This is a genomic window from Allobranchiibius sp. GilTou38 (genome assembly GCF_017565325.1).
Lineage (GTDB): Bacteria > Actinomycetota > Actinomycetes > Actinomycetales > Dermatophilaceae > Allobranchiibius > Allobranchiibius huperziae.
Genome location: NZ_JAGEKN010000008.1, coordinates 46072 through 58343 on the forward strand (window position 1 = coordinate 46072; position 12272 = coordinate 58343).

11 protein-coding genes are annotated in these 12272 nt (G+C 68.5%); 8 read left to right on the forward strand and 3 right to left on the reverse strand.

The annotated features are described in order from the left end of the window. Positions 1 to 10: 10 nt before the first annotated feature. Complete coding sequence (locus tag JOB34_RS11755) at positions 11 to 1426, reverse strand: polysaccharide biosynthesis tyrosine autokinase (RefSeq protein WP_208052908.1); 1416 nt, start codon at positions 1424 to 1426, stop codon at positions 11 to 13. A gap of 455 nt (positions 1427 to 1881) precedes the next feature. Between JOB34_RS11755 and JOB34_RS11760 the strand changes: the two genes are divergently transcribed. Next, on the forward strand, positions 1882 to 2445 hold the full coding sequence (locus JOB34_RS11760; protein ID WP_208052909.1) for a low molecular weight phosphatase family protein: 564 nt from the start codon (positions 1882 to 1884) through the stop codon (positions 2443 to 2445). 135 nt (positions 2446 to 2580) lie between these two features. Beyond that, the gene (locus JOB34_RS11765; protein ID WP_208052910.1) at positions 2581 to 3630 is read left to right on the forward strand and encodes a hypothetical protein; all 1050 of its coding nucleotides are present in this window, start codon (positions 2581 to 2583) and stop codon (positions 3628 to 3630) included. Positions 3631 to 3682: 52 nt separating this feature from the next. On the opposite strand, the gene JOB34_RS11770 is transcribed toward JOB34_RS11765, so the two are convergent. After that, entirely contained in the window at positions 3683 to 4465 is a 783-nt protein-coding gene (locus JOB34_RS11770; protein WP_179482234.1) for a DeoR/GlpR family DNA-binding transcription regulator, read from the reverse strand. A 109-nt stretch (positions 4466 to 4574) separates the two neighbouring features. Here JOB34_RS11770 and trpS point away from each other — a divergent pair, with 109 nt between their 5' ends. From trpS to JOB34_RS11795, 5 genes are all read left to right on the forward strand, one after another. Continuing rightward, positions 4575 to 5609, forward strand: a complete 1035-nt coding sequence (gene trpS / locus JOB34_RS11775; RefSeq protein WP_208053077.1) for a tryptophan--tRNA ligase — start codon at positions 4575 to 4577, stop codon at positions 5607 to 5609. 5 nt (positions 5610 to 5614) lie between these two features. Continuing rightward, positions 5615 to 6166 carry a 2'-5' RNA ligase family protein gene (locus JOB34_RS11780; protein WP_208052911.1) on the forward strand — a complete coding sequence of 184 codons (552 nt, stop codon included), beginning with the start codon at positions 5615 to 5617 and terminating at the stop codon, positions 6164 to 6166. Positions 6167 to 6331: 165 nt separating this feature from the next. Then, positions 6332 to 7057, forward strand: coding sequence for a succinate dehydrogenase cytochrome b subunit (locus JOB34_RS11785; protein ID WP_208052912.1), 726 nt, complete (start codon positions 6332 to 6334; stop codon positions 7055 to 7057). Positions 7058 to 7066: 9 nt separating this feature from the next. After that, entirely contained in the window at positions 7067 to 9052 is a 1986-nt protein-coding gene (locus JOB34_RS11790) for a fumarate reductase/succinate dehydrogenase flavoprotein subunit (RefSeq protein WP_208052913.1), read from the forward strand. 2 nt (positions 9053 to 9054) lie between these two features. After that, a complete protein-coding gene (locus JOB34_RS11795; RefSeq protein ID WP_208052914.1) occupies positions 9055 to 9798 on the forward strand; it encodes a succinate dehydrogenase/fumarate reductase iron-sulfur subunit in 744 nt (247 codons plus the stop codon). Positions 9799 to 9843: 45 nt separating this feature from the next. On the opposite strand, the gene JOB34_RS11800 is transcribed toward JOB34_RS11795, so the two are convergent. Next, complete coding sequence (locus JOB34_RS11800; RefSeq protein WP_208052915.1) at positions 9844 to 10977, reverse strand: glycosyltransferase family 1 protein; 1134 nt, start codon at positions 10975 to 10977, stop codon at positions 9844 to 9846. A gap of 170 nt (positions 10978 to 11147) precedes the next feature. Between JOB34_RS11800 and JOB34_RS11805 the strand changes: the two genes are divergently transcribed. After that, a complete protein-coding gene (locus tag JOB34_RS11805) occupies positions 11148 to 12257 on the forward strand; it encodes a mannose-1-phosphate guanylyltransferase (RefSeq protein WP_208052916.1) in 1110 nt (369 codons plus the stop codon). Positions 12258 to 12272: the final 15 nt, after the last annotated feature.

A 12272-nucleotide genomic window follows, 5' to 3' on the forward strand; every position in this document is an offset into this window, starting at 1 on the left:
GTCGTGTCGTTTACTTCCGGCTCGATGCGTGCTCGGACTTGGCGTGGCTGGCGGTGCGCGTGCCACCCGGGTTCGGCCGGTAGGTGTAGTAGTCGTAGTAACCGGCGACGCGATTGGCGCGGGGGACGCGGTTGAGCGCCACACCGAGCACGGTGCCGTTGACGGCCTGCAGCGACCCGAGTGCCGCGCCGAGCTGGTCACGGGTGACCAGACCGCTGCCGACCACCAGCACGCAGCCGCTCGCCTGAGTGCTGAGCACGGCGGCGTCGGTGACGGGCAGCAGCGGCGGCGCGTCGATGAGGACGTAGTCGAACTGCTCGCTGAGTCGAAGCAGCGTCTCGCCCATGGCGGGGGAGCCGAGCAGCTCGCTCGGGTTGGGCGGGAGCTGGCCGGCGCCGAGCACCGAGAGGCGGTGCTTGCCGTACGGCTGCAGCACGTCGGCCAGCGACGCCTGCTCGATGAGGACGTCGGTCAGACCGACGGCGCCCTCCAGGCCCAGATAGTCCAGGAGACGCGGACGACGCAGGTCGCCCTCGATCAGGCAGACGCTCAGGCCGTTCTCCGCGAGTGTCAACGCCAGATTGGCGGTGGTGGTGGTCTTGCCCTCGCCGGCCAACGCCGACGTCATCACGATGATCCGGTGGTGGTGGGCGGCATCCACGAAGCGCAGGTTGGTGCGCAGCGACCGGAAGGACTCCGACCGGGTGGAGTGGGTGTCGGACGCCAGGAGCAGCGGGTGCTTGGCGGCGTCGGAGTCGAAGGGGATCGTGCCGATGACCGTGAGGTTGTCGGCCAGCTCCTCGACGTCCTCCTTGGTGCGGACCCGGTTGTCGAGCAGCTGACGCAGCACGGCGAGGCCGATGCCGAGCAGCAGGCCGAGCACGACACCGAGCAGCACGTTGCGCACCGGCCGCGGGCTCACGGGGGAGCGGTCGATGATCGGCGACTTGGTGGTGGTCACCTTGACCGGGCTCGCCGACTTTGCCGAGACGCGCTCGATGCCCTCGACGGTCTTCGGGAACTGCTGGGCGATCGCCGCCGCGATGCGCTGCGCCTGGTACGCACTCGTATTGGTCACCGCGACGTTGATCAGCACGGTGTTGGGCGGCACGGTCGCCGAGACCTTCGCGCCCAGATCGGCGGCCGTCGTCGGCAGCTTGAGCTGCTCGATGACCGGGTTCAGCACCACGGGGGCCGTGACGAGCTGGGTGTAGGACGTCACGCGGGCCTGGCTGAAGGTGCTGCCCTGGGCCAGCTGCGCCGAGTCGCTCGAGTCGGAGGTCGACACGAAGAACTGCACAGTGGATTGGTAGGACTTCGTGCTCGCCAGCGTGTATGCCGACGCGAGCACGACCATGACGATCGTGGTGGTGACCACGATTCTCCACCGTTTGCGCAGGACTCGCAGATAGGTCCGAAGATCCACGGAAAACCTTTCCGAACTAAAGCTTGAGAATGGGTCGTTCACGCGACATAACGACGGCGGATTGTCGGCGCTGCGTGATGCCGGACGGCGTGACTCTCCCCCATGGTGAGTCTGCAGCGGGGCTAGGTTACTCTTGCGTCACTTAGCGAATCCGCTTTGCACCGTTTGGTGTCGGCTCGTCGTACGACGGTCGTCAGGGGGTGGAAGCGTAACCATAAGGCAGACCTCTCACGGAGGATGGCCGTCGCTGAGTGGGCAGCCTGGCGGGTAGAACGCGGTAGACGCTAACAGCCGTTTCGAGGACTCAGACGCCTTAGAGCATGGTCTCTTTTGCAGGGCGGGCAGATCGCTGGAGAGCCCGTTGTTTATCTGTCTTATGCGGACCATTTCTTGACGAATTCTTTACTTTCGATCCAGCTGAATAGACGCATCGCGCGACCTTTACGATGCGGGGCATGACTGATGTCGGCGCCGTCCTGGTCGTGTGCACGGGCAACGTGTGCCGCTCGCCCTACATCGAGCGACTGCTGCGCGCGTCGATCGGTGACCTCGGCGTCCAGGTCTCCAGCGCGGGCACGATGGCGCTCGTGGGGGAGCCGATGTCGGAGGAGTCGGCCGAGCTCCTCACCCAAGGTGGTGTCGACGCGGAGGGTTTCGTCGCGCGTCAGCTCACCCCCGCGATGGTCGAGCAGGCTGATCTGGTGCTGACCGCGACGCGGGAACACCGCAGCGAGGTGGTCCGCACCGCCCCGCGCGGCCTGCGCTACGTCTTCGCTCTCGCCGACTTCAGCGATCTGGTGGGAGCCGCTGACGTGCCCTCCGGCGTGAGTGGGGTCGCCGGGTTGGTGGCGCTGGCCTCGTCGCGCCGGGGAGAGGTCGAGGCGCGTGACGTCGACGACTCCGGCATCGACGACCCGTTCCGACAGGGGCACGAGGCGTACGCGCGGATGGCCTCACAGGTGGAGCAGGTGCTGCCGCCGATCGTGGCTGCGTTCAGGCAGCTCTCGCCGACCTACTGACGCGCTCCTGTCGAGTGGCATAGATATGTATCGGGTGCACCACATGTAGGTACGCCAGTCGAAACATATGTATGCCACTCGACGAGGCTGTGGATGACGCCTGCGGGCGATCGCTCGTTCATGCCACCGTGCCGGATGGACGAGCCCTCCTTCACTGCCCGGCCGTACCCCTCGGGCCGCATCCAACTGATCGACGCTGACGCCGCTGCAGCCCTCCCCCTGGTGGCCGGAGGGCCGGGCAATGTCGCTACCGACGGGGATGGCCCGGCGGACCAGCAATCGAACGCCGCCCGATTGCAGCGTGTCCGTCGCGGTGCTTACGTCGATCGCGACGGCTGGGAGCAGCTGTCGGCCAATGCGCAGCTGCTGCTACTGGCGCACGCAATCTCCGCCTCGGCCGAGCGGGGCCGCCTGTTCTCCCACTGCACGGCGGCCCGGGCTTGGGGTCTGCCCACCGTCGGCAAGCAGCAATCGTCCGTCGAAATGCTGGTCGCTGATGGTCGGACCGGCAGGTCACCCGGGTTGATTCGCCGACGCACCCAGAACCTGCCACACGGCATCGAGCTCGACGGTCTGTGCGTGACCAGCCCGGCGCGTACGGCGGTGGACATTGCGAGGGCGCAGTCACTCGCTTCCGGGGTGAGCGTGATGGACAGCGTCCTCACGCGAGGACTCGCGTCGCACGACGAGCTCCGGGCCGAGCTTCGCGCTGTGCCGCGCGGCGGTAGGGGGCGGCAGCTCGCCGCGCTGGCACTTGCGCTCGCCGACATCGGAGGCGAATCGGCCGGGGAGTCCCTGAGCCGGGTGCAGCTCTACACGGCCGGCTTTCCGCGGCCGAGCCTGCAGGTGGAGTTCCGCGACGACCGGGGATTCATCGGGCGGGTGGACATGTTCTGGAAGGAACTCGGCGTCGTGGGCGAATTCGACGGCAAGACGAAGTACGGCGTCGACGACAGGCAGTCATCGGCGCTGGCGGCAGGGATCCTCTGGCGTGAGAAACAGCGCGAAGACCGCCTCCGGGCACTTGGTCTCACAGTGGTCCGGTGGATCTGGGACGACGCGTGGAACGCGACCCCGATGCTGCGACGCCTGCGCGCAGTAGGGCTGCGCACGGGGCACTCGCAGCAGTGGCCAGTGCCCGACCTTTCGAGTGGCAGACAAACCCCTCGAGCGGCGCACTCGTAAGGAGTGCACCGCAAACATATGTATGCCACTCGGGCTGGGGAGGGCGGGAGCGTCAGTCGTCGTCGGAGCGGGGCGCCACGATCAGGTTGATGTCGTGCCCGGACAGTTCGCGCCGCGCTTCCTCGTCGAGCTCCGCGTCGGTGACCAGCGTGTCCACCTGATCCAGGGTCGCGATGGTGGACAGGCCGATGACGCCCCACTTGCTGTGGTCGGCGACGACCAGCACCTTCTTCGCCGACTTGATCAGCGCCCGATTAGTCTGTGCTTCCTGCAGATTCGGCGTCGTGAGGCCCGCCTCGAGGTCGATGCCGTGCACGCCCAGGATCAGCGTGTCGACGTGCGTGGTCGCGAGCATCGCGTTGGCGACGGGACCGGCGAGCGCGTCCGACGGCGTACGCACACCACCGGTGAGCACCACGAGTTGGTCGTCGCGGGTCGGGTCGTAGAGCAGCTCCGCGACGCGGGGCGAGTTCGTGACGACCGTGAGCCGTTTGATGGCACGCAGCTCGACCGCCACCGCGTACGCGGTGGTGCCGGCGGAGACGGCGACGGCCGTACCGGGTGGGATGAGCGAGGCTGCGGTGCGCGCGATCTCGGACTTCTGGATCGGGTTCATCTCCGACTTCACGCTGAAGCCGGGCTCGTCGATGCTGCGGTCGGCGAGCGTCGCGCCGCCGTGCACCTTGTGCACCAGGCCCTTTTCGGCGAGCGCCTCGATGTCGCGACGGATGGTCATGTCGCTCACCCGGAGCTCGGTCACCAGGTCGGCCACGCGCACGCCCCCGTCGCGTTCGACCGTGGTGAGGATGACCTCCTGCCGTTGCCGCGCAAGCATCGTGGGTCCCTCCCTGCCTCGATCTGCCAACGGACTGTACTCGGTGGGACAGCGCGGTACTGAGCAGTCGAGCGCCCAGAACGTGCCACGCGTGAGCGGTCTTGGCACAATGACGGCCATGTCCGCTACGCCAGCACATCGGCCCCGCATCCTGTCCGGGATGCAGCCCACCCACGATTCGCTCCACCTGGGCAATTACCTCGGTGCGCAGGTGAACTGGGTGGCCATGCAGGCCGACTTCGAGGCGTTCTTCTGTGTGGTCGATCTGCACGCCCTGACCGGCGGGCAGGTCTCGCCGGAGGACCTGCGACGGCGTACCCGGGTCACGGCGGCGCAGTACATCGCCGGCGGCATCGACCCCGAGATCTCCACCGTCTTCGTACAGTCGCACGTGCCCGAGCACGCGCAGCTCGCCTGGATCCTCAACTGCATCACCGGTTTCGGCGAGGCATCGCGCATGACGCAGTTCAAGGACAAGTCCGTGCGAGGCGGCGCCGACTCCGCCAACGTCGGGCTCTTCACCTACCCGATGCTGATGGCGGCCGACATCCTGCTCTACGACACCGCCGCGGTGCCCGTGGGCGAGGACCAGCGCCAGCACCTGGAGCTCACCCGCAATCTCGCGCAGCGCTTCAACGCCCGCTTCGGCGAGACGTTCGTGGTGCCCGAGGCGCACATCCCGGCCGGTACGGCGAAGATCATGAGCCTGGTCGAGCCGACGTCGAAGATGAGCAAGTCGGCGGAGAACCAGAACGGCAGCCTGTGGATGCTCGATGAGCCCAAGGCCAACGTGAAGAAGCTCAAGGCGGCGGTCACCGACACCGACAACGAGGTGCGCTTCGATCCGGAGGCCAAGCCGGGCATCGCCAACCTGCTGCGCATCCACGCCGCACTGTCGGGTGAGTCCGTCGAAGCGCTCGTCGAGCAGTACGCCGGTGAGAACAGGTACGGCGCGCTCAAGGGCGACGTCGCCACACTCGTCACCGAGCTGCAAAGGCCGTTCAAGACACGTGTCGATGAGCTGCTGGCGGACCCTGCCGAGCTGGACGCAGTGCTGCGCAAGGGCGCCGACCGCGCTCGCGAGGTCGCTTCCGTCGTCCTCGAGCGCGCGTACGACGCCGTCGGCTTCCTCCCGCGGGCCTGACCTGCATGCCGACCATCGGAGTCTCCTTCGCGGTGCCCGAGCCGTGGGCGGCCCAGTTGCAGGAGGCCCGGCGCCGCGCGGGCGACGACCTCGCCGATGCCGTGCCGCCGCACGTCACGCTGATGCCGCCGACGCAACTGGAGGAGGCCGACCGGGACGCGCTGTTGCATCACCTGGCCTCGGTCGCCGCGCAGCACAGCCCCTTTCGAATGACGCTGCGCGGCACGGGCACCTTCCGGCCGACCTCCGAGGTCGTCTTCGTGGCGGTCGCCGAGGGCATCAGCAGCTGCGAGCAGATCGAGGCGCAGGTGCGCTCCGGCCCGGTCGCCCGCACGCTGCTCTTCCCCTACCACCCGCACGTGACGGTCGCCCACGACGTACCCGAAGAGGGTCTGGACCGCGCGTTCAACGAATTGGCGGGGTTTGAGGCGCGGTTCCAGGTCGAGGGTTTCGACCTCTACGAGCACGGTGCGGACGAGGTGTGGCGTCCCGTGCGCCACTTCTCCTTCGCCGGGACGCCTGCCGCCCGCGGGGTGCCCGTCTCTGCGGGAAAGTGACCGCAGCACCGACAACCCACCCGGCCGCGGACGACAGACGCAGGAAAGTGGCCGCAGCGCCGACAACCGACGCTCGCGGCGTACAACCTGTGTCGCACGCCACATCCGCCGGGTGAGGCCCACCTAAGCGCGGGGCGCGCGCAACTGCGCAGTAATCTCCAGGCTGTGGCTATTTCAACCCTCCCTGCGAAGCGCGCCAAGCGCACGGGGAAGACGGGCAGCAGCGTCTACCTGAAGACCGTCATGGCGGTCACGGGCATCATCTTCGTGCTGTACGTGCTCGCGCACATGTACGGCAACCTCAAGCTCTTCGCCGGGCACGCCGCCTACAACGAGTACGCCGAGGGCCTGCGCACGTTGGGCACTCCGGAGCTGCCGCGGCACGGCTTCCTCACGATCATGGAGATCGTGCTGGGGGTCAGCGTGGTGCTGCACATCTACGCCGCGGTCACCCTGTGGAAGCGCTCGAAGGCCGCCCGGCCGCAGCGCTACGCGGTGAAGAAGACCGTCGTGCAGTCGTTCTCGTCCAAGTGGATGCGCTGGGGCGGGCTCGCGCTGCTGCTCTTCATCATCTGGCACCTGATCGAGTTCACCTTCTTCAAGGTGAACGTCGGCTCCGGCGGCCAGAGCGCGTCGGTCACGCAGGACCCGTTCGAGCTGGTCGTGCACACGTTCAACACGTGGTGGATGACGCTGATCTACCTGGTCGCGATGGCCGCGCTGCTCATGCACCTGCACCACGGGGTCTGGAGCGCCTCGCAGACCCTGGGCCTCGCGAGCACGCCCGCGGCCCGGCGGTACTGGAAGCTCGCGGGCCTGGCCATCGGCGTGATCGTCGCCGTCGGCTTCATCGTCCCGCCCCTGTTCATCCTGTTCGGCGTCATCAAGTGAGGGCCGCAGATGTCTGACCTGATCCAAGACCTCTACCGCGAGGGCGAGCCGATCGCGGACACCAAGTGTCCCGACGGCCCGATCGAGAACCGCTGGACCGAGGCGAAGTTCGAGAACAAGCTCGTCAACCCCTCCAACCGGCGCAAGCTCTCGGTGATCATCGTGGGGACGGGGCTGGCCGGCGGTGCCGCCGCCGCCACGCTCGGTGAGGCCGGCTACCACGTGAAGTCCTTCTGTTACCAGGACAGCCCGCGTCGGGCGCACTCCATCGCCGCGCAGGGCGGCATCAACGCCGCGAAGAACTACAACGACGACGGCGACTCCGTCTACCGGCTCTTCTACGACACGGTCAAGGGCGGCGACTACCGCTCCCGCGAGACCAACGTCTACCGCCTGGCCGAGGTCAGCACCGCGATCATCGACCAGTGCGTCGCGCAGGGCGTCCCGTTCGCCCGCGAGTACGGCGGCCTGCTCGACAACCGCTCGTTCGGCGGCGTGCAGGTCGCGCGCACCTTCTACGCCCGCGGCCAGACCGGTCAGCAGCTGCTGATCGGCGCGTACCAGGCCATGGAGCGGCAGGTGACCGCCGGCACCGTGGAGGCGTTCACCCGTCACGAGATGCTCGAGGTGATCGTGGTCGACGGCCGCGCCCGCGGCATCATCGCCCGCGACATGGTGACCGGCGAGATCGAGACCCACCTGGCCGACGCCGTGGTGCTCGCCTCCGGCGGCTACGGCAACGTCTACTTCCTGTCGACCAACGCGATGGGCTGCAACGTCACCGCGACGTGGCGCGCGCACCGCAAGGGCGCCTTCTTCGGCAACCCCTGCTACACGCAGATCCACCCCACCTGCATCCCGGTCTCCGGTGAGCACCAGGCGAAGCTGACCCTGATGAGCGAGTCGCTGCGCAACGACGGCCGCATCTGGGTGCCGAAGAACCGCGACGACTGCGACAAGGACCCCCGGGACATCCCCGAGGAGGACCGCGACTACTACCTGGAGCGCATCTACCCGGCGTTCGGCAACCTGGTCCCGCGAGACATCGCCTCGCGCCAGGCCAAGGCGATGTGCGACGACGGACGCGGCGTCGGCCCGAAGGTGGGCGACTTCCGCCGCGGTGTCTACCTCGACTTCGCCGACGCCATGGAGCGGCTGTCGCGCGATCAGGTCGCCGCGAAGTACGGCAACCTCTTCGACATGTACCAGCGGATCACCGGTGAGTCGCCGTACGACGTGCCGATGCGCATCTACCCCGCGGTGCACTACACGATGGGCGGGCTGTGGGTCGACTACGACCTGGAGACCACGATCCCAGGGCTCTTCGCCGCGGGTGAGGCCAACTTCTCCGACCACGGCGCCAACCGGCTGGGCGCGTCCTCGCTGATGCAGTGCCTTGCCGACGGGTACTTCGTGCTGCCCAACACCATCCGCGACTACCTCGCCTCCGGCCCGTTCGAGAAGGTCGACGAGCAGCACGAGGCCGTGGTCGAGGCGCGCAACGAGGTCACCGAGCGGATCGAGAAGCTGCTATCCATCAACGGCGAGCGCTCGGTCGACTCCTTCCACCGCGAGCTCGGCCACATCATGTGGGAGTACTGCGGCATGGAGCGCAGCGAGGAGGGGCTGAACAAGGCCATCGACCTCATCCGCTCGCTGCGGGCGGAGTTCTGGCGCAACGTGCGCGTGCTCGGCAGCGCCGACACGCTCAACCAGTCGCTGGAGAAGGCTGGCCGGGTCGTGGACTTCCTCGAGCTCGGCGAGCTGATGTGCATCGACGCGCTGCACCGGCGCGAGTCCTGCGGCGGTCACTTCCGCAGCGAGAGCCAGACCGAGGACGGCGAGGCGCTGCGCGACGACGACAACTTCGCGTACGTCGCGGCGTGGGAGTTCGGCGCCGACCGTGACGGCGACGACGTGGCCCTCACGCCGACGCTGCACAAAGAGGACCTGGTCTACAACTTCATCGAGTTGAAGCAACGGAGCTACAAGTAACCATGAATCTCACCCTCAAGATCTGGCGTCAGGCCGGGCCCGACGACAGCGGCGACTTCGCGACGTACGACGTGCGCGACATCTCCGACGACATGTCGTTCCTGGAGATGCTCGACGTCCTGAACGAGGACCTCATCGGCAAGGGCGAGGAGCCCGTCGCCTTTGACTCTGACTGTCGCGAAGGCATCTGCGGGCAGTGCGGACTGATGATCTCCGGGATGGCGCACGGCCCCGAGGTCACCACCACCTGCCAGTTGCACATGCGCTCCTTCAGCGACGGCGAGACGATCACCGTCGAGCCGTGGCGCGCGTCGTCGTTCCCGGTGCTGCGCGACCTGGTGGTCGACCGATCGGCGTTCGACCGGATCATCCAGGCCGGCGGCTACATCTCGGTCAACACCGGTGCCGCCCCCGAGGCGCACTCGGTGCCGGTGCCCAAGGCCAACGCCGACCGCGCGTTCGACACCGCGACCTGCATCGGCTGCGGCGCATGCGTGGCGGCCTGCCCGAACGCGTCCGGGATGCTCTTCATGGGCGCCAAGATCGCCCACCTGGGCGAGCTGCCCCAGGGTCAGCCGGAGCGCGACTCGCGCGTGGTCTCCATGGTCAACCAGCACGACGCCGAGGGCTTCGGCGGTTGCACCAACATCGGGGAGTGCGCCGCGGCGTGCCCCAAGGAGATCCCGCTCGACGTGATCAACCAGCTCAACAAGGACTTCCGCAAGGCCAAGAAGGGCGCTCACTGAGCGACCGGTCTGTGCGGCGCCCGGGTCCCTGCGACCCGGGCGCTGTCATATGGCGACGCGCCGGTCGTACGCCGGGTGCGTGACCAGCCCGTAGTAGGACAGCAGCTGATCGACCACCGGCGCCCAACCTCGCTGCAGCGCGTCCTGACGACCGGCCGCACCCATCCGGCGGCGGCCGAGCGGGTCCGCGAGCACCCCGCGCACCGCCTCCTGCAGCGCGCCCGGCCGGTCGGGGTCGAAGTGTCGGCCGTGCACGCCGGCGCGGATGACGTCCAGCGGCCCACCCCTGGCCGGTGCGACGACCGGCAACCCGGAGGCCATGGCCTCCTGCAGTGTCTGCCCGAACGTCTCGCAGGTGCCGGTGTGCACGAAGACGTCGAACGCGGCGTACGCCCGGGCCAGCTCGGCTCCCTGCCGGTAGCCGAGGAAGCGCGCCCGGGGGAGCAGCCGCTCCAGTTTGGCGCGGCCCGGCCCGTCACCGACGACGACCAGCGCGACCTCCGGCAGGTCGGCGATCTCGACGAGCCGGTGCACCTCCTTCTCGGGCGCCAGGCGACCGACGTACCCCACGATCGTCTGTCCCTGCGGCGCGAGGGAGCGGCGCAGCTTGTGGGTCGCCGTGTCGGCGGCTTCGCGGGGGCGGAAGAGGTCGGTGTCCACTCCGCGACCCCAGGGCGCGACGCGCGGGATGCCGTGCCGTTCCAGGTCCGCCGCGCAGGTGGCGCTGGGCGCCAGCGTGAGGTCGGCGAGGGAATGCACGCGACGCAGCCAGTGCCAGACGACGCGCTCCACGGCGCTCGAGGCGGTGCCGGCGTGCTGTGACAGGTAGGTCGCCATGTCGGTCTGGAAGACCGCGATGGTGGGCACGCCGAGGTCGCGGGCCGCCGCGATGCCCCGGGCGCCGAGCGCGAACGGCGACGCCGCGTGCACCACGTCCGGCCGGAAGTCGGCCAGGACCTTCGACAGGTCGGGGAACGGCACACCGACCCGGAAGTCGCGCAGCGTGACTCCGGGGACGGTGTGCACCCGTGCTCCCCGGTACGACGTGGGGGCGGGTGAGGGGCAGACGATCAGGACCTGGTGCCCGCCGTCCAACAGGTGGTCGGCGACGCGGCACACGCTGGTCGTGACGCCGTTGAGGGTGGGCAGGAACGATTCGGAGACGATGGCGACCCGCATGTCGTCGACGGTCGCGGCGCCTGACGACGCGCGGGTGAACGCGTGGTGCCGGGCCGGGTGATCATCCGGTGAAGAGCGGTCGACGGTCGGTGAGCGGCGCCCGTCAGACGAGGTGTCCAGCAGCAGGCCGGATGGCTCCGATGCGCTGACCTTTCGGTTAGCGTTCCACTATGTCCGAATCCCTCCTGCCGACGGCGATCCCCGATTTCTGGGCGATCATCCCTGCGGGCGGTTCCGGTACGAGGCTCTGGCCGCTCTCGCGGGAGTCGTCGCCGAAGTTCCTGCACGACCTCACCGGATCCGGCCAGTCCCTCCTGCAGGGCACCGTCGACCGCCTCGTCCCGCTCTGCGAGGAGCGGTTCATGGTGGTCACCGGCGTACCGCACGTGGACGCCGTACGCGAGCAGCTGCCCACCCTGGGCTTCGACAACCTCCTGACCGAGCCCTCGAGACGGGAGTCGCTGCCGGCCATCGGACTGGCCGCCGCGATCCTGGAGCAGCGCAACCCCGCCGCGATCATCGGCTCCTTCGCGGCCGACCACGTCATCAACGACGTGGTCGCGTTCTGCGAGTGCGTCACCGAGGCGGTGCACGTCGCGCGGACCGGCAAGCTGGTCACCATCGGCATCGAACCCAACCACCCCGCAACGGGATTCGGTTACATCAAGGTGGGCGGGGAGTTGCCCGTCGACGGCGCGCCGCGGGCCCGTGAGGTCGACGCGTTCGTCGAGAAGCCCGACGGACCGACCGCCGAGGAGTACTTCGAGAGCGGCGCCTACTGGTGGAACGCTGGCATGTTCGTGGTGCAGGCCAAGTCGCTGATGGACATGATCGCCCACTACCAGCCGCTGCTCGCGGAGTATCTGCGCGCGATCGCGGCGCGTCCCTTCCGGCTCTCCGAGCTCTGGCCGCGGCTGACCAAGATCACCATCGACAACGCCATCGCCGAGCCCGCCTCGGTCGACGGCCAGGTCGCCGTCATCCCCGCGACGTTCAGCTGGGACGACGTCGGCGACTTCGCCTCCCTGGCCACGCTGCTGATGGACCGTCAGGACGAGCCCGGTGTCAAGGTGCTCGGTGAGTCGTCGCTGGTCGTGATGAGGGACGCCACCGGGGTGGTCGCGCCGGGGTCGGGCCGCACCGTCGTCGCGCTCGGCATCAAGGACGTCGTCGTGGTCGACACGATGGACGCCGTGCTCGTCACCACCCGCGACCGGGCGCAGGACGTGAAGAAACTCGTCGAGCAGCTGCGGCTCGACGGGCGCGCGCACCTGATCTGAGCGCGCCGTTCGCGC

Excerpts from the sequence above, each read along its gene's own strand:
- JOB34_RS11765 (WP_208052910.1), top strand. The coding sequence starts at position 2,581 with ATGGACGAGCCCTCCTTCACTGCCCGGCCGTACCCCTCGGGCCGCATC.
- JOB34_RS11800 (WP_208052915.1), bottom strand. The coding sequence starts at position 10,977 with ATGCGGGTCGCCATCGTCTCCGAATCGTTCCTGCCCACCCTCAACGGC.
- trpS (WP_208053077.1), top strand. The coding sequence starts at position 4,575 with ATGACGGCCATGTCCGCTACGCCAGCACATCGGCCCCGCATCCTGTCC.
- JOB34_RS11790 (WP_208052913.1), top strand. The coding sequence starts at position 7,067 with ATGTCTGACCTGATCCAAGACCTCTACCGCGAGGGCGAGCCGATCGCG.
- JOB34_RS11760 (WP_208052909.1), top strand. The coding sequence starts at position 1,882 with ATGACTGATGTCGGCGCCGTCCTGGTCGTGTGCACGGGCAACGTGTGC.
- JOB34_RS11770 (WP_179482234.1), bottom strand. The coding sequence starts at position 4,465 with ATGCTTGCGCGGCAACGGCAGGAGGTCATCCTCACCACGGTCGAACGC.
- JOB34_RS11780 (WP_208052911.1), top strand. The coding sequence starts at position 5,615 with ATGCCGACCATCGGAGTCTCCTTCGCGGTGCCCGAGCCGTGGGCGGCC.
- JOB34_RS11795 (WP_208052914.1), top strand. The coding sequence starts at position 9,055 with ATGAATCTCACCCTCAAGATCTGGCGTCAGGCCGGGCCCGACGACAGC.
- JOB34_RS11805 (WP_208052916.1), top strand. The coding sequence starts at position 11,148 with ATGTCCGAATCCCTCCTGCCGACGGCGATCCCCGATTTCTGGGCGATC.